The 15,416-nt window shown below is 73.1% G+C and carries 15 protein-coding genes; 9 read left to right on the plus strand and 6 right to left on the minus strand.

From position 1 onward, the window contains the following. The first annotated feature begins 84 nt into the window (after positions 1-84). The 5 genes from ACFUJ1_RS11150 to ACFUJ1_RS11170 are packed head-to-tail and all read left to right on the plus strand — an operon-like array spanning position 85 to position 4,633. Positions 85-813 carry an enoyl-CoA hydratase gene (locus ACFUJ1_RS11150; protein WP_378644783.1) on the plus strand — a complete coding sequence of 243 codons (729 nt, stop codon included), beginning with the start codon at positions 85-87 and terminating at the stop codon, positions 811-813. Then, positions 813-1,970: an MBL fold metallo-hydrolase gene (locus ACFUJ1_RS11155; protein WP_378644785.1), complete on the plus strand. Its 1,158-nt coding sequence runs from the start codon at positions 813-815 to the stop codon at positions 1,968-1,970. The genes ACFUJ1_RS11150 and ACFUJ1_RS11155 overlap by 1 nt, the downstream gene beginning before the upstream one ends. Continuing rightward, the gene (locus tag ACFUJ1_RS11160) at positions 1,967-2,179 is read left to right on the plus strand and encodes an antitoxin (protein WP_378614201.1); all 213 of its coding nucleotides are present in this window, start codon (positions 1,967-1,969) and stop codon (positions 2,177-2,179) included. Before ACFUJ1_RS11155 ends, ACFUJ1_RS11160 begins: the two co-directional genes overlap by 4 nt. A gap of 12 nt (positions 2,180-2,191) precedes the next feature. Continuing rightward, a complete protein-coding gene (locus ACFUJ1_RS11165) occupies positions 2,192-4,396 on the plus strand; it encodes an ATP-dependent DNA ligase (RefSeq protein WP_378644786.1) in 2,205 nt (734 codons plus the stop codon). A 57-nt stretch (positions 4,397-4,453) separates the two neighbouring features. Then, entirely contained in the window at positions 4,454-4,633 is a 180-nt protein-coding gene (locus tag ACFUJ1_RS11170; protein WP_233015910.1) for an antitoxin, read from the plus strand. Positions 4,634-4,688: 55 nt separating this feature from the next. Here ACFUJ1_RS11170 and ACFUJ1_RS11175 read toward each other — a convergent pair whose 3' ends face one another. Beyond that, complete coding sequence (locus tag ACFUJ1_RS11175) at positions 4,689-5,318, minus strand: ammonium transporter (protein ID WP_378644788.1); 630 nt, start codon at positions 5,316-5,318, stop codon at positions 4,689-4,691. 360 nt (positions 5,319-5,678) lie between these two features. On the opposite strand from ACFUJ1_RS11175, the gene ACFUJ1_RS11180 reads away from it, so the two are divergent. Both ACFUJ1_RS11180 and ACFUJ1_RS11185 read left to right on the plus strand, forming a co-directional pair. Further along, positions 5,679-7,076: a PPE domain-containing protein gene (locus ACFUJ1_RS11180; RefSeq protein WP_378644790.1), complete on the plus strand. Its 1,398-nt coding sequence runs from the start codon at positions 5,679-5,681 to the stop codon at positions 7,074-7,076. After that, entirely contained in the window at positions 7,076-7,819 is a 744-nt protein-coding gene (locus ACFUJ1_RS11185) for an ESX secretion-associated protein EspG (RefSeq protein WP_378644792.1), read from the plus strand. Before ACFUJ1_RS11180 ends, ACFUJ1_RS11185 begins: the two co-directional genes overlap by 1 nt. A 133-nt stretch (positions 7,820-7,952) precedes the next feature. On the opposite strand, the gene ACFUJ1_RS11190 is transcribed toward ACFUJ1_RS11185, so the two are convergent. Together ACFUJ1_RS11190 and ACFUJ1_RS11195 are read right to left on the minus strand one after the other, a co-directional pair. Then, complete coding sequence (locus ACFUJ1_RS11190; protein ID WP_378644793.1) at positions 7,953-8,690, minus strand: energy-coupling factor transporter transmembrane component T family protein; 738 nt, start codon at positions 8,688-8,690, stop codon at positions 7,953-7,955. Then, positions 8,687-10,762 (minus strand): ABC transporter ATP-binding protein, encoded by a 2,076-nt coding sequence (locus tag ACFUJ1_RS11195; RefSeq protein WP_378644992.1) that lies wholly within the window; start codon positions 10,760-10,762, stop codon positions 8,687-8,689. Before ACFUJ1_RS11195 ends, ACFUJ1_RS11190 begins: the two co-directional genes overlap by 4 nt. Positions 10,763-10,833: 71 nt before the next feature. On the opposite strand from ACFUJ1_RS11195, the gene ACFUJ1_RS11200 reads away from it, so the two are divergent. Both ACFUJ1_RS11200 and ACFUJ1_RS11205 read left to right on the plus strand, forming a co-directional pair. Beyond that, entirely contained in the window at positions 10,834-11,757 is a 924-nt protein-coding gene (locus tag ACFUJ1_RS11200) for a cation diffusion facilitator family transporter (RefSeq protein ID WP_378644795.1), read from the plus strand. A 57-nt stretch (positions 11,758-11,814) separates the two neighbouring features. Next, complete coding sequence (locus ACFUJ1_RS11205; protein WP_378644796.1) at positions 11,815-12,879, plus strand: AraC family transcriptional regulator; 1,065 nt, start codon at positions 11,815-11,817, stop codon at positions 12,877-12,879. A 3-nt stretch (positions 12,880-12,882) separates the two neighbouring features. Here the strand turns inward: ACFUJ1_RS11205 and ACFUJ1_RS11210 are convergent, their stop codons facing one another. The 3 genes from ACFUJ1_RS11210 to ACFUJ1_RS11220 form a co-directional block, all read right to left on the minus strand. Continuing rightward, positions 12,883-13,614 (minus strand): phosphodiesterase, encoded by a 732-nt coding sequence (locus tag ACFUJ1_RS11210; protein WP_378644798.1) that lies wholly within the window; start codon positions 13,612-13,614, stop codon positions 12,883-12,885. Between the two features lie 85 nt (positions 13,615-13,699). Next, on the minus strand, positions 13,700-14,485 hold the full coding sequence (locus ACFUJ1_RS11215) for a metallophosphoesterase (RefSeq protein ID WP_378644799.1): 786 nt from the start codon (positions 14,483-14,485) through the stop codon (positions 13,700-13,702). Between the two features lie 164 nt (positions 14,486-14,649). Next, on the minus strand, positions 14,650-15,402 hold the full coding sequence (locus ACFUJ1_RS11220; protein WP_378644801.1) for an RluA family pseudouridine synthase: 753 nt from the start codon (positions 15,400-15,402) through the stop codon (positions 14,650-14,652). Positions 15,403-15,416 lie beyond the last annotated feature (14 nt).

Raw genomic sequence — 15,416 nt, forward strand, 5'->3', positions numbered from 1 at the left:
CGGCTCGCGTGCCGGGGTGGCCGGTGATTGCTGTGGCAGAGTTGGAACAGCAGAGAGTGGTCGGTATTCAGCCGGGGAGGACGCATGCTCGGAGTCAGCCGCGACGGTGACGTCGTCGGTATCGAACTACAGCGCGAGGATCGCCGGAACGCGCTCAACACCGAACTGGTGATCGCGCTGCGCGAGGCGGTGCTCGCCGCGGTCGCCGACGACGCGCGCGCCATCGTCATCTCCGGGCGCGGCAAGGTCTTCAGCGCGGGCGCCGACCTCTCCGGCATCTACTCGGAGAACTTCCTGGACGAGCTGCTGGCGATGCTGCACACCATCGAGGCCGCGCCGGTGCCGGTGATCAGCGCCATCCACGGCGCCGCGTACGGCGCCGCGGTGCAGCTGGCGGTCGCCTCCGACCTGCGGGTGGTCGACCCGGAGGCCTACATCGCGATCCCGGCGGCCAGGCTCGGCGTCAGCGTCGACCGGTGGACCGCGCACCGGCTGGCCTCGCTGATCGGTGGCGGCCCTGCCCGCACCGTGCTGCTCGGCGCCGAGCAGATCTCCGCCGCCGACGCCTACACCTTCGGCTTCGCCAACAAGATCGGCACCGTCGCCGACGCGCACACCTGGGCGAAGTCCATCGCCGCGCTCGCGCCGCTCTCGCTCCGGCACCTCAAGCTGGTGCTCAACGACGACGGGACGCGGCAGCCGGAGAGCGCGCAGCAGCGCGCCGCGCTCGCCGCCGCGTGGAGCAGCGAGGACGCCGCCGAGGCCAGACTGGCGCGCGAGCAGAAGCGCGCCCCGAGATTCGAGGGACGCTGATGAAGATCCGTACCGCCGCCGCCCTCGGGGCCGCCGCCGCCGGGCTGACCTGGCTGGCAAGGGCCGCCTGGGGGCTGCCGTCGGCGCTCGGCGCCGGGGCCACCGCCATCCAGCCCATCGCCACCGGCGCGATCGGCTACCGCGACCGCCGCTTCCACAACACCGAGCCGAGCTCGGCCATCGACCCGCAGGACGGCGGCTCGCTGCTGGTCTCGGCGTTCTCCAGCCGGGCGGCCGGGCGGCCGCGCGGCCGGGTTCCGCTGGTCGAGCCGGAGCTGCCGCGCGACGCCGCCGAGCTCGCCGTCACCTGGTTCGGCCACGCGACCGCGCTGGTCGAGGTGGACGGCTACCGGGTCCTCGCCGACCCGGTGTGGAGCAACCGGGTGTCGCCGTCCGAGCTGGTCGGCCCGGCCCGGCTGCATCCGGTGCCCGGCGCGCTGGACGCGCTGCCCGCGCTGGACGCGGTGATCATCTCGCACGATCACTACGACCACCTGGACAAGGCGACCGTGCTCGGCCTGGTCCGCACCCAGGTCGCGCCGTTCGTCGTCCCGCTCGGGATCGGCGCGCACCTGCGGCGCTGGGGCGTGCCGGAGCACCGGATCGTCGAGCTGGACTGGGGTGGCTCGGTCACGCTGCCCGGCGCGGCCGACGGCCTCACCCTGACCTGCACCGAGGCCAGGCACTTCTCCGGCCGCGGGCTGGTGCGCAACACCACGCTGTGGGCGTCCTGGTCGATCGTCGGGCCGTCCCGCCGGGTCTACTTCGGCGGCGACACCGGCTACACCGCGGCCTTCGCGCAGGCGGGCGCGGCCACCGGCCCGTTCGACCTCACCCTGCTCCCGGTCGGCGCCTACGACGTGCGCTGGCGGGACATCCACATGAATCCGGAGGAGGCCGTGCACGCGCACGCCGACCTCAACCGCGGCGACGCCGGGTACGGGCTGCTGGTGCCGATCCACTGGGCCACCTTCAACCTGGCGTTCCACCCGTGGTCCGAGCCGGTTCGCCGGTTGATTGCCGCGGCCGAGCAGGCGGGAACCCCGATCGCGATTCCGCGCCCGGGGCAGCGGCTGGATCTCGCAAGCCCGGCGGTGCTGGATTCATGGTGGGAGAATGTGGATAAATCAGGCATCAGACCGGAGGAGCAGCGATGAGTTTCGCAGACAATCTCAAGGGCCTCGTCAGCAAGGGTAAAGACGCGGCGGCCAAGAACTCCGACAAGATCAACCAGGCCGTCGACAAGGCGGGCGACTTCGTCGATCACAAGACCAAGGGCAAGTACCGCAGCCAGATCGTCAAGGGCAAGGAAGCCGCCAAGAAGGTGGTTCCGCCGCAGCAGCCGCCCGGCGGCCCGCGGCCCTGACCTCCGTCCGAGGTGGTCCGCCGTGAATTCGGTGGCGTCCCGGTCGAGCTGAGCAATCTGGACAAGGTGCTCTATCCGGAGACCGGCACCACCAAGGGCGAGGTCATCGCCTACTACGCGGCCGTGGCGCCGGCGATGCTCCCACACATCGCCGGCCGCCCGGTGACGAGGAAGCGCTGGCCGAACGGCATCGGCAGCCCGTCCTTCTTCGAGAAGAACCTGGCCGCGCACGCCCCCGCGTGGCTGGATCGCCGTACCTTGAAGCACTCGGACCGCTCGGTCACCTACCCGCTGGTCGACTCCGAGGCGGGGCTGGCCTGGCTCGGCCAGCAGGCGTCGCTGGAGGTGCACGTGCCGCAGTGGCGCTTCGACGGCGACGAGCGGGGGCCGGCGACCCGGCTCGTCTTCGACCTGGATCCCGGTCCCGGCGCCGGGCTCGCCGAGTGCGCGCGGGTCGCCTGCCTGGTCCGCGAGCTGATCTCCGACATCGGGCTGCAGAGCTATCCGGTCACCAGCGGCAGCAAGGGGATGCACCTCTACGTACCGCTGGAGCGGCCGGTCGGCTCGGCGGGCGCCTCCACCGTCGCCAAGCAGGTCGCCACCAATCTGGAGCGGCTGCACCCGGAGCTGGTGACCGCCACCATGGCCAAGTCCGCCCGGCCGGGCAAGGTCTTCCTCGACTGGAGCCAGAACAACGCCGCCAAGACGACGATCGCCCCCTATTCGCTGCGCGGCCGCGCCGAGCCGAACGCCGCGGCGCCGCGCTCCTGGGCCGAGATCGAGGACGCGGAGTCGCTGCGGCACCTGCGCTTCGACGAGGTGCTCGCCCGCTACCTCGCCGACGGCGACCTGCTCGACGGCCTGGACGAGATCGGCCCCGACGCGCTGGCCAGGTACCGCTCGATGCGCGACCCGGCGCGCACCCCCGAGCCGGTGCCCGCCGCCCGCCCGGCGCCGGGGCCGGGCAACCGCTACGTGGTGCAGGAGCACCACGCGCGCAGGCTGCACTGGGACGTCCGGCTGGAGCGCGACGGCGTGCTCGTCTCCTGGGCGGTCCCGAAGGGGCCGCCCACCTCGACCGAGCAGAATCGGCTCGCCGTGCACACCGAGGACCACCCGCTGGAGTACTTGACCTTCCACGGCAGCATCCCGAAGGGCGAGTACGGCGGCGGCGAGATGACGATCTGGGACTCCGGCACCTACGAGACCGAGAAGTGGCGCGCCGACGAGGTGATCGTCCGGTTCAGCGGCGAGCGGCTGACCGGCCGCTACGCGCTCATCCGGACCAGGGGCAACCAGTGGCTCATGCACCTCATGCGCGAGCAGCCCGCGGTCGCCGACCTGCCGCGCGGGCTCGCGCCGATGCTCGCCACCCCCGGCGAGGTCGCCGAGATCGACGGCGCCGACTGGCATTTCGAGACCAAGTGGGACGGCTTCCGGATCATCCTGGAGTTCGACGGCGAGCGGATCACGCTGCGCAGCAGGCGCGGGAGCACGGTGAACGACCGCTACCCCGGAATTGCCGCGCTGGCGGGCGATCTCGCCGGGCACCGGCTGGTGCTGGACGGCGAGGCGGTGGTCTTCGACGAGCACGGCATCGCCAATCTCGCGCTCATGCGGGCGGATCCGGCCGCCGCCGTCTTCGTCGCCTTCGACCTGCTCTTCCTGGACGGCACCTCGCTGCTGCGCAAGCGCTGGACCGACCGGCGGCGGGTGCTGGAGGCGCTGGCCGAGACGGTGCCCGGGCTGCGGGTGCCGCCGCTGCTCGACGGCCCCGGCGCCGCGGCCGTCGCGCACAGCCGGGAGCGGGGGTTCGAGGGGGTGCTCGCCAAGCGCGGCGATTCGGTGTATTTGCCCGGAAAGCGCGGGCACGCCTGGGTGAAGCAGCGCAACTGGCGCACCCAGCGGGTCGTGATCGGCGGCTGGCGACGCAGCGAGGCGCGCAGCTTCAAGTCGCTGCTGGTCGGGATCCCGCACGACGGCGGGCTCTACTACGCGGGCCGGGTCGGCACCGGCTTCGCCGAGGACGACCTCGCCGACCTCGCGAAACGGCTGAAGGGGCGGGAGCGCCGCACCCCGCCGTTCGACAATCCGCTCACCGCCGACGAGCGCAGGGAGGCGGTGTGGGTGGAGCCGGAGATCAGCGGGACCGTCCGCTTCATGGAGTGGACCGAGGCGGGCAGGCTCTGGCACCCGGCCTGGCTCGGCGCGGACTGAATCGGGTTGCTCTCGGTACGCTGTCGGGCACGGTTGTCTCGACGCGAGGAGCGCACGATGGATTTCAAGAACCTGGCCGACCGGGCGCTGGATCTGGCCCGGCAGAACTCCGACAAGGTCGACGACGTCATCGACAAGGCCGGTGACCTGGTGGACGATCGGACCGGCGGCAAGTACGCGGGCCAGGTCGATTCGGCGCAGGACGCGGCGAAGAAGGCTGTGCGCAAGGAGAACTGAACGTCCGGAGCCCGGCACCCCGCTCGGGGTGCCGGGCTCCGTCGTGTTCCCGGTACTACTTGGGGGCCCACTGGGTGGTGCCGGGCGGGGCGTTGAGCGTGTTGATGAGTTCGATGCCCGCCATGACCAGCGCCGGGCCGCCCGCGACGAGGGTGCCGATGATGCCGCCGATCGCGGCGCCCGCCGTCACGCTGGCGATCACGCCGGGGCCCGCGATGATGCCGGTCAGCCCGATGAGCGCGCCGATGGCGGTGCCGATGAAGCCGCCGATGGCGGTGGCGAGGCCGAACTGCGTGAGGAACGCGTCCTGAGCGCGCAGATTCTCGACCGGCGAGGCCACCGGGAGCGCCTGCGCGGGCCGGGCCGCCGCCTCGTTCTTCACCGGGGTCAGCTCCAGCACCCGGTCGTCCTCCCGCACGGCGTGCGGCAGCGGGTACTCGGTGGCATTCTCCCGAATCGCCAGCGGCAGCGATACCAGCACCGCACCAGCCGAATCCTTGATCTCGACGGTCTCACCGGTGACGGCGAAGGTGCCGTTGGTTAGGGCGGTGACGACCTTCCCGTCCACCATCTTGACCTCGTACCCGACGTCCGGCGTCGGCGTGTCGGCGTACGCGACGCCCGCCCCGACCGTGACAACGGTGAGCAGCGGCGCGACGACCGCTGCGATTTTGCGCAGAATCATTCCAGGGTCCCATCTCCAGCACGTATGAGTGGCGCGCACAACCGCACGACGGATTCCTATCCCCCCGGAATGCGGAATGGAGCCACGAATCAAGCCTGTGAACAGCTACTCCTGGGCGTAACCGTACCCCGGGTTATGGCTCTCGATCTACCGAATCAGCGGGTATGTTTCGCCCCCCAAGGCAGGGTTTCGTGCCTCGTGGCCGGAGCTCATGGTCGCACGCCGGGTGCCGGTGGCAGGTGGTTTGGACCGTGGTCGGCGTGTCGGCGGATAGTCGGTGAACCGGAGGCACGATATGTTCTACAGAGCTCGTACGGCGACGCCACAGGGGATATCGCGTCGGTCAGCTGGGAGGGGATCATGGTTCGGATCACGGATTTCATGGGGCGGGTAGGGGAGTTGCTGCCGGGGAACGACCGGGCCGGGGAGGCGCTCGGCCGGAGGGTCGGGCAGGTCTTCGACTCCACCGTCGACACCTCGGACGCGCAGCGGGACGCACAGGACGAGGGGAATCGGTCGCGCGATCGGATCTACTCGGAGAACGCGGGGCTGAGCTCCGGGTTCACCGGTGAGTTCGCGCCGCCGGTGCTCGGGCCCGCGGTGATGGAGAACTTCCTCGGGATGTCGCACGAGGAGATCATGGCGTTCGTGCGGTCGATGCGGCCGGGGGAGATGTACGAGAGCGTGCGCTCCTGGCGGCAGCTGGCGGATGACACCGCCGCCGCGGCCGAGGCATTCCGGGCCGCGATCGTCGGCCGGGTGAACGAGGGCTGGACCGGGCTGGCCGCGGAGGCCGCCCAGCTGAAGGTCACGGAGTACGTGAGCGACACCGACCACCTGAAGCAGGCCGCGATGCTGGTGGCGAACAAGGTGGAGGAGGCGTACTCCGGTTTCAACCAGGTGGTGGCGCAGATGCCGCATCCGCCGGAGCAGCCGGGGTCGATCGCGTCGGCGGTCGTCGGGGCCATTCCGGTCGTCGGCTCCAGTGCGAGTACGGCCATGTCGATGGCGTACGAGGGGCGGTCGGAGAACGCGCAGAACCGGGCCCGCGAGGTGATGGACACCGTCTACAAGCCGGTGGCGACGCAGTCGGATACGAATGTGCCGCGGATTCCCGGGCCCGCGGTGCCGGGCGTGCCGGAGCAGCCCGGCGGTGGGGTGCCGGCGGAGACGCCGAGCGGGACCGGGACGCCGTCCACCGGTACTCCGGGCAGCCCGTCGGACACCGGCGATCCGGATCAACGGGACACCGAGGGCACCGATCCCGGCGACGACCCGTCGACCACGGACGATCCCGGTACCACCACCGGCACCGAGGACGAGACCACCTCGACGGACACCGACCGCGATACCGACGACGGCTCGACGGATCAGCCGACCGGCCAGTCGCCGAACTCGACGGTCCCCGCGAGCACGGTGCCGACGAGCACGACCCCGACCTCCACCGACCCGACCCGCACCGGTACACCGTCCAGCCCGTCGACCCCGGGCTCGCCGGGCACGCCGACGGCGACCCCGGCGCCGGGGCGCAGCATTCCCGGCACCGTCGTGCCGGATCAGGCGGCGGCCGCGGCGGCGGCGCGGACGGCGAACCAGGCCGGGAACCGGAGCGGCATGATGGGGATGCCGATGTCCGGCGCCCGCGGCAAGGGCGACGACGACAAGGAGCACCAGGCGCCCGACTACCTGCGCCGGGTGCAGGAGGAGTTGCTGCCGCAGGATCAGAAGACGGTGCCGCCGGTGATCGGGGGCGACTGATGCCGCCGAACGCGTGGCGGCTCAGCGCGCTGGAGTTCCATGTGGCGTGGCGGGCCATGGATCGCGACCGGCTGCCCTTCCCGCTCACGCTGACCAGCACCGCCGCCACCGAATTCGAGTTCGAACAGCAGCGGGCCGCCGCCGCGGGGGCGCTCTACGAGCGGCTGCGGGTGGACGACACCATGTTCCGCGCGCTGCACGCGCTGGTCGAGCCGCTGGTGCGGGTGGAGTTGCTCGGGCACCTGCCGGGGGAGCGGCGGCTGCGGCTGAGCGCGGGGATCGACAACGATCTCGGCGCACTCGCCACGCAGGAGGAGGACGGGTCCGTCGTGCTCGCCCTTCGCCCGCACGCGCACGTGGTGCGGCGGGTGCTCGCGGTGCTGCCGGAGTGCCCGCCGGGGACCGGGCCCGGATTCCGGGCGCACCCGGAGGAGCTGCGGGCGGACGGGAACGGGATGCGCGGCCGTTCGCACGCGCTGACCCCGCGTGATCAGGCGGTCCGCCTGCTGGAGGGGCCGCATCGCTGCTACACCGAGATCCGGGTCGACATCGGGCCCGCGCTGGACGGGTGGCAGGAGGGCGGGGAGGTGCTGCAGGTGGTCGACCGCGACGACGGGCGCTACCTCGTCACCCGGACGCACGTGGTGGAGGCGGTCTCCGGGACGCCGGAGCGGCTGGCCGCCGAGCTCGGGGCGCGGGTCGAGGCGGCGCTGGCGAAGGCCCGGGAGCCGCTGCGCCGCTGAGCGGCGGCGGCGCGCAGGGGTGCGCTCGGCGGCCCTGGGCGCGCACCCGCGCCGCTAGCGATCCGCTCGGCAGCGCGGGTGTCGCCGGCTCCCGGGTCGGCAATGGCGCCGCGCGGGACGGGCGACGTCCCGTCTACAGCGCGAGCGTCACTCCGACCGAGCCCGCGCAGACCGCGATGACGATGGCGATGGCGATGGCATCCGCCCGGCCGGGGGCGCTGGGGTGCGCGGTCAGCATGCCGGTGCCGCCGCGCGCGGTGATCGCCTCGCCGAGCTCGGCGGCGCGGCGGGTGGCGACCGCCATGGCGGCGGTGAGGATGTCGACCAGCGGGTTGTCGTCGCCGCGCGGGAGGACCCGGTTGCGCGGCCGGAGCCTGCGGGCGGCGCGCAGCACCCGGATCTCCTCCAGCAGCAGCGGCAGGCTGCGCAGGGTGAGCGCGACCACGACGGCCCACTCGTCCACCGGCAGCCGCAGGCGGCGCAGCGGCTTGCCGAGTTTGGCCAGCGCGGGCGCGATCTCACCCATCGGGGTGGTCCAGGCGATCAGGAACGACGCCGCGACCAGGACCACGCCGAAGGCGAAGATCTGCAGGTAGCGCAGCACCGCGCTCGCACCGATCGGCAGGTTGATCAGCGCCCCGGCCAGCACCAGGGCCCAGAACCACCACGGCAGCCGGGGCAGCGTGCGCAGCGGCAGCCGGGCGACCACCCCGATCACCACCAGGAACAGCACGAGCGCGCCGAGCACCGGCCAGGACGGCAGCACCATGAGCAGCAGGCTGATCAGGAACGCGGCGATCATCTTGGTCCCGGCCCAGAGCCGGTGCACCGGGCTGTCGCCGGGCACCCGGCGGAACAACACGAGGCTCATCGCTGCCCTCCGTCCAGGCCGAGCGCGGTACCCGGCCGGAATTGCGGCGCGGGCGCGGGCACGGGGTCGTGCGCCGTCTCCGGGATGCGGCCGTGCTCGAGGTGCACGATGCGGTCGCAGACGGTAGCCATGTCGTCCACGTCGTGCGAGATGACGATGAGCGTGTGCCCGCCGTCGCGCAGCCGGGCGAGCAGCTCGACGATGTCGGCGCGGCCCTGCGGGTCCAGCCCGGCGAGCGGCTCGTCCAGCACCACCACCTGCGGCCCGCTCGCCACGATGGCGGCGAGCACCACCCGCTTGGCCTGGCCGCCGCTGAGCTCCTCGATCGAGCGCGCGGCCATGGCCCGGTCCAGCCCGACGGCGTCCAGCGCCCGCCCGACCGCGCCGGAGCCGGTGGCCCGGCCACCCCAGTCCGCGATCTCCTCGCCGACCCGCTGCCGCTGCAGCTGCAGCCGGGAGTGCTGGAAGGCCAGCGCGACCCGCCCGATCTGCTTGCTCACCGCCTTGCCCGCGAGGTCGCAGCGGCCCGCGCTCGGCTCGACCAGCCCGGCCATGATCCAGGCCAGCGTCGACTTGCCCGAGCCGTTGCCGCCGACCACGAGCAGCGCCTCGCCGCGGCGCACGGTCAGGTCGATGCCGTGCAGCGCGGGCGCCTCCCACGGGGTGCCGCGGTTGTAGGTGTGCCGCACGTCGCGCAGCTCCAGCACCGGCGGGCCCATGGGCGCGCTGCGCCGGTCGTCGGCGGGGCGGCGCCAGCTGGGCAGGTGCTCGACGGTGCGGCCGTTCGCCAGGTGCACCACCCGGTCGGCGGCCGCGGCATCGGCCTCGTGGTGGGTCACCAGCACGACGGCCATCGGGTGCCGCTTCGGCAGCCCGCCGAGCAGCGCGACGAGTTCGCGCCTGCCCTGCGGGTCGATCATCGAGGTCGCCTCGTCGGCGATGAGCAGCGCGGGCCGCCTGGCCAGCGCCGCGGCCACCGCGAGCCGCTGCTGCTGGCCGCCGGAGAGCGCCGCGGTCTCCCGCTCGCCGAACCCGGCCAGTCCGACCTCGGTGAGCAGCGCGGCCACGTCGACCTCGGCGGCGCGCTCGGCGGAGAGCCCCCAGACCACGTCGTCGGCGACCAGAACGCCGAGCGTCTGGCTCTCCGGCCGCTGCAGCACCAGCGCGGTGCCGCCGAGGTGCCCGAGCCCGGCCGAGCCGGGCCGGGAGACCGCGCCCGCCGTCGGCGGCCTGCCCGCGAGCAGCCTGGTCAGGGTGGACTTCCCGGAGCCGTTGTGCCCGACGACGGCGACGAACTCGCCCTCCGCAACGGTGAGGTCGATGCCGTGCAGCGCGTCGGCGGTGGCGCCCGGGTAGCGGTAGCCGACGCCGTGCATGGTCACCGGCAGCGGCGCGATCGGGCGGTCGTCCGGCGGGGCGTCCAGGCGGTCCCGGCTGGGCAGCCAGGCCAGCCGGTCCAGCACCTCGCCGAGCACGTACCAGGAGAGCGCGGCGGCGGCCAGCATGCCCGCGAGCACACTGGCGCCGATGAACAGCCACCACCAGCGCAGCACCAGGTCGGCGCCGTCGGCGATCCACCGGCCGACCGCCTCGGACCAGGGCTGCCTTGCCGTGAGGTTCGCCAGCCCGCGGCTGGTGTTGCGGATGGTGTCGAAGAAGAGCTCGCGCAGCGGCGCGAAGAGGAAGAGCATGCCGACCGAGAACGCCGCCCAGACCACCCCGGTCAGCGCGGCGAGGCCGAGCACGGTGAACAGCCCGCCGCCGCGGCGCTTGACGATGCCGATGATGCCGCCGAGCGTCGCGGTCGCGGCCAGCCCGACGGCGGGGGCGACGCCCGCCGCGACGAAGGTCACCAGCGCGGCCGCCACCGAGGCGGTGGCGAGCGCGCGCAGCCGGTAGCGGTGCGCGATCATGCCGAGCGGCACCGCCGCCACCATCTGCAGCGCGGCCGCGAACGGCACCACCGCGCCGACCGTGATCAACCCGACCGTCATGCCGCCGAGTACCGCCCCCGTTGCCAGCTCGATGGGGCGCAGCGGGCCGTGCGCCGCTGCGGTGGCGCTCGGGGACAGTTCGGTCACGGGACAAGTCTGCCAGCCACGTAGGTCTTGCATCCATGCGCATGTACGCATATTTTGGACCGGTGGGACACGATCACGCGCACGGACCTGGGCTCGCACACGCGGAGAGCGCCTCCGCGAAGTACGTCGTGCGGCTCGCGCTCGCACTCGGCATCGGGCTGGCGGTCATGCTGGCCGAGGGCGCCGTCGCGATCGCCACCGGCTCGCTGGCACTGCTCTCCGACGCCGCGCACGTCTTCACCGACGTGCTGGGCATCGGCATGGCGCTGACCGCGATTCTCTTCGCCAAGCGGAGCAGACCGACCTTCAGCCGCACCTTCGGCTACTACCGGGCCGAGGTCTTCGCCTCGCTCACGAACGCGCTGCTGCTCTTCGGCGTCGCGGGTTACGTGCTCTACGAGGCGATCTCGCGGATCGGCGAGCCGCCGGAGGTGCCTGCGGTGCCGGTGCTCGTGGTCGGGTTGATCGGCCTGGTCGCCAATATCGCCGCCTTCCTGCTGCTGCGCTCGGGTGCGGAGGAGAGCCTCGCGGTGCGCGGCGCCTACCTGGAGGTGCTCGCCGACCTACTCGGCTCGGTCGGCGTCTTGATCTCCGCGATCGTCACGCTGACCACCGGGTGGCGCTACGCGGACATCATCGTCGGCGTCGCGATCGGGCTCTGGGTGCTGCCCCGCACGTACCTGCTGGCGAAGCGCTCGCTGCGGATCCTCTTCCAGCACAGCCCGGAGGAGCTGGACGTGGCCGAGGTCGCCGCGGCGCTCGCCGGGCTGGACGGCGTGGCCGACGTGCACGACCTGCACGTCTGGACCCTCACCTCCGGCATGGAGGTGGCCTCCGCGCACATCACGACCTCGGCCGGGTACTCCGGCGACGACGTGCTGCAGGCCGCGCAGCACGTGCTCGCCGAGCGGTTCCGGATCGAGCACGCGACGCTGCAGGTGGAGAGCACGGACAGCGCGAAGCGGTGCTCCGAGCTGTCCTGGTGAGCACCGATCCGGCCATCCGGCGCACCGGGGCGGCGTCGCCCGGACATAATGTGCGGCGTGGGGCGGGTACTCGATCCGGGCGTTCGTGACTGGAACTTTCCGCGCGGGGTGGCGAGCGTGGCGCTGATGGCCGGCTACGCCGCGGAGCACGGCGTGCCCGCGGCCAGGGTGCTCGCGGGGACGCCGCTGACCCCGGCCCTTGTCGGTGACCCGGACGCGCAGATCGACGCCCGCACCGAGCTCGCCGTGGTGCGGAACCTGGTGCGCGCCTTCGACGATCACCCCGCGCTCGGAGTGCGGGTGGGGTCGCGCTACCGGATCACCACCTTCGGCATCTTCGGCTTCGCCTGCGTCAGCAGCCCGACGCTCGGCGAGGCGATCGAGCTCGCGCTGCGCTACCTGGAGCTCTCCTTCACCTTCTGTATCCCGGTGGCGCACTGGAGCGACGGCGAGTTCGTCGCGGTGGTCCACGACGAGGCGGTCCCCGCCGACGTGCGGCGCTTCCTGGTCGAGCGGGACGTCGCCGCCATGCACCGCATGCTGAGCGACCTGATCGGCCGTCCGCTCCCGCTCACCAGGGCCGAATTCCACCACCCCGCGCCGCGGGACCCGGCGCCGCTGCGCGCCGTCACCGGCATCGACCCGGCCTTCGGCCGCCCGGCGAACCTCTTCGCCGTCGATCCGCGCGTGCTCGACCAGCCGCTCCCGCTGGCCGACCCGAACACCTGGGCCATGTGCCTGAACCAGTGCCGCGACCTGGTGCACCGCCGCAGGGCGCGCACCGGGATCGCCGCCGAGGTCAGGGCGCGGCTGGTCCCCGGCGACGCCGCCGGCTTCACCGCGCCGCCCGGGATCGACACCGTGGCACGGGATCTCGCCATGAGCACCCGCACGCTGCGGCGCAGACTCGACGCCGCGGGAACGAGCTACCGCGCGCTGCTGGACGAGGTGCGGCTGGCGCTCGCGGAGGAGATGCTCACCGCGACTCCGCTGTCGGTGAGCGACGTGGCGATCCGGCTCGGGTACGCCGAATCGTCCACGTTCATCCACGCCTTCAAGCGCTGGACCGGGCTGACTCCAGCGCTCTACCGGCGGGTCCGGTCCGGCCGCGGCCTCCGGTAGGGGCTACGCCCCTTCGCCGCGGCCGCGGCGGCTGCCAGTATAGGCGATCTCGCGGATCCGGCCCACCGCCTTGGGCACCATGACCACGTTCTGCGGGGCATTCAGCATGGGGTCGAAGTAGTCGGTGCGCTGCTCGGCGGGCTCGGCGGCGCGCAGCGCGAGGGTGGCGATGAGCTGCTTGGGCACCCCGAGGCCGGCGGCGTAGAGCCGGAAGGTGGCCAGGTTGTCGCGCAGGTGCTCGGCGAGGTCCGCGATGGAGGCCGAATTCGGCTGGCCCGGGTCGGGCTCGGCGAAGATCCAGAGCGGGTTCGACCCGCCGAACCGGTACGGCACCAGGCTGCCGTAGCGGGCGCTGCCCCAGCCGCGGGTGAGCGTCACCAGCAGCCGTCCGACCAGGCTCTCGCCGGTGGTGGCGAGCGCGAAATCCCACGGCTTGTCGTCGTGGTCGAGCACCCGGAAGGCGAGGCCGAGGATGTCCGGCCAGCCGCCCGGGGTGCCGGTGCCCTTGGAGAGCCGCGCGATCACCGCGCGCTCGCCGGAGCCGAAGAGCGCCTCGAACTCGGGCTCGGCGTGCAGCCTGCCCGCCAGCTCGAGGCCGTCCGGGTGGAAGACCCTGGCGTGCCGCAGCCGGGCGCCGATGGCGAAGGCGCCGCGCAGCGCGGCCGCCGGGAGCTCGGCCACCCTGGCTACCGGGGCGGTGGGGGAGGTGAGAGTGGGCAGCGTGAGGCTGGGCATGCTCGGCCCTTTCCATCGGTTCGGGGAGCGTCGTCGCTGATTCCTCCCCCGATTGCCCCGCGCCCGGAGCGGTAAACGGCGCCGCTCAGTCCGGCTGCACGCTCACCCGGCCGCCCGCCGGGACCGTCCGGAAGTGCGTGACCAGGCGATATGTCCCGTCGTCTGCCCGATCGACGACGTGCAGCGCGTAGCCGGGGTCGGGGGCGTAGTCCATGACGTGGTCCGGTGCGTCCAGCTCCCACTCGCCGCGCAGCACCGAGGCCGTGCTCGGGCCGACCACCAGCGGCTTGCCCGCGAACTGCGCCGCGATCGGGGAGTGCGCGTGCCCGGCGAGCACCCCGGCGACCCGGTCGCTGCCTGCCACGATGGCGGCCAGCGGGGCCGGGTCGGCGAGCGCGATGGTGTCCACGATGGGGCTGTGCAGCCGGACCGGCGGGTGGTGCAGCGCCAGCAGGACCGGGCCTTCGCCGTCGGCGAGGGTGGCGCGCAGCCAGGCGTAGGTATCGGCGCTCAGCCCGCCGCCCGGCTCGCCGGGGATGGTGGAGTCGAGGACAACGACGGTCAGCTCGCCGATCCGGTGCACCTGGTTCAGCGGGTCGTCCGAGGGCCGGGTACCGAGCAGGTCGGCGCGGAGCGCGGCGCGGTCGTCGTGGTTGCCCGCGGCGAGGAAGAGCGGGAGATCGGTGCGCAGCGCCCGCGCGGCCTGGGCGTACTGCTCCGGCTTGCCCGCGTCGGTGATGTCGCCGGTGTGCACGATCGCGGCGGGCGGCTGCCTGAGCCCGGCCAGGTGGGCGAGGACCCGCGCCGCCCGTTCGGCATTGCGGGCGCCGAGATCGAAGTGGGTGTCGCTGACCTGGGCCACCAGGATCATCGGCGTATCGCCTTCCGCGGAAGACCGCATCGTTGCGTCGGGAGCCGCCCGGACACCGGGCCCTTCCAGGCTAGAACAGGGGGTGATCCGGGGCCACGGTGAGGTGGGACACGGTCGGTGAGGAGGTCGTCGGGGTGTCGTCTCACCCCAGCCGTTGCCCCTGCTCAGCCCGCCAGCGCCGCCTCCGCGGTGCGGAGTGCCCGGTCCGGTTGTGCGCCGGGTAGCGCGGCCCAGAAGTCCGGGCCCGGGTCGGCGGTGAGGTCGAGGGGGTGCGGGGCGTGGTCGAGGTGCAGTTTCCACGAGTGCAGGGCGGTGCGCGGCTCCGCTCCGCCGCGGTCGTAGAGCGGGTCGCCGACCAGGGCGTGGCCGATCCAGGCCAGGTGCACGCGGATCTGGTGCCGCCGTCCGGTGATCGGGCGGATCGCGAGCAGGGCCCGCTCGCCCTCCCGCTGCACGGTGTGGAAATGCGTGGTCGACGGGTAGTTCTTGCCGGGAAGGACGTCGCCGTCCGCCACGGACCAGCGATCATCGATCCGCCGGATCGCCTCGCGCGGCGCCGCGATCCGCACCCGGTTCTTCCGGCCGACGCCGAGCGGCAGCTCGATCACCCCGCGCTCCGGCAGCTCGGCCCCGGTGACCACCGCGAGGTACGACTTGACCGCCGTGCGCGCCGCGAACTGCTTGGTGAGCGGCCCGTGCGCGGCGAGCTCCCTGGCCAGCAGCACCAGCCCCGAGGTCACCTTGTCGATGCGGTGCACCGGGTAGAGCGTCTCGCCCGCTGCCTGCGCGAGCTCGACCAGGTCGGTGTCGTGCCGCTCCCCGGTCACCGAGATCCCGGCGGGCTTGTTCAACGCCAGCACCGCGTCGTCCTCGAAGAGCAGGCACGCGCGCCGCAGGGTGGCCCAGTCGGTATCCATCCGGACGAGCTTAG

The sequence above is a fragment of the Nocardia sp. NPDC057227 genome (genome assembly GCF_042669725.1).
Lineage (GTDB): Bacteria > Actinomycetota > Actinomycetes > Mycobacteriales > Mycobacteriaceae > Nocardia > Nocardia asteroides_A.

Bases quoted from the DNA above. Each gene is read 5' to 3' on its own strand.
- ACFUJ1_RS11150 (WP_378644783.1), top strand. From the start codon at position 85: ATGCTCGGAGTCAGCCGCGACGGTGACGTCGTCGGTATCGAACTACAG.
- ACFUJ1_RS11155 (WP_378644785.1), top strand. From the start codon at position 813: ATGAAGATCCGTACCGCCGCCGCCCTCGGGGCCGCCGCCGCCGGGCTG.
- ACFUJ1_RS11160 (WP_378614201.1), top strand. From the start codon at position 1,967: ATGAGTTTCGCAGACAATCTCAAGGGCCTCGTCAGCAAGGGTAAAGAC.
- ACFUJ1_RS11170 (WP_233015910.1), top strand. From the start codon at position 4,454: ATGGATTTCAAGAACCTGGCCGACCGGGCGCTGGATCTGGCCCGGCAG.
- ACFUJ1_RS11175 (WP_378644788.1), bottom strand. From the start codon at position 5,318: ATGATTCTGCGCAAAATCGCAGCGGTCGTCGCGCCGCTGCTCACCGTT.
- ACFUJ1_RS11180 (WP_378644790.1), top strand. From the start codon at position 5,679: ATGGTTCGGATCACGGATTTCATGGGGCGGGTAGGGGAGTTGCTGCCG.
- ACFUJ1_RS11185 (WP_378644792.1), top strand. From the start codon at position 7,076: ATGCCGCCGAACGCGTGGCGGCTCAGCGCGCTGGAGTTCCATGTGGCG.
- ACFUJ1_RS11190 (WP_378644793.1), bottom strand. From the start codon at position 8,690: ATGAGCCTCGTGTTGTTCCGCCGGGTGCCCGGCGACAGCCCGGTGCAC.
- ACFUJ1_RS11210 (WP_378644798.1), bottom strand. From the start codon at position 13,614: ATGCCCAGCCTCACGCTGCCCACTCTCACCTCCCCCACCGCCCCGGTA.
- ACFUJ1_RS11215 (WP_378644799.1), bottom strand. From the start codon at position 14,485: ATGATCCTGGTGGCCCAGGTCAGCGACACCCACTTCGATCTCGGCGCC.
- ACFUJ1_RS11220 (WP_378644801.1), bottom strand. From the start codon at position 15,402: ATGGATACCGACTGGGCCACCCTGCGGCGCGCGTGCCTGCTCTTCGAG.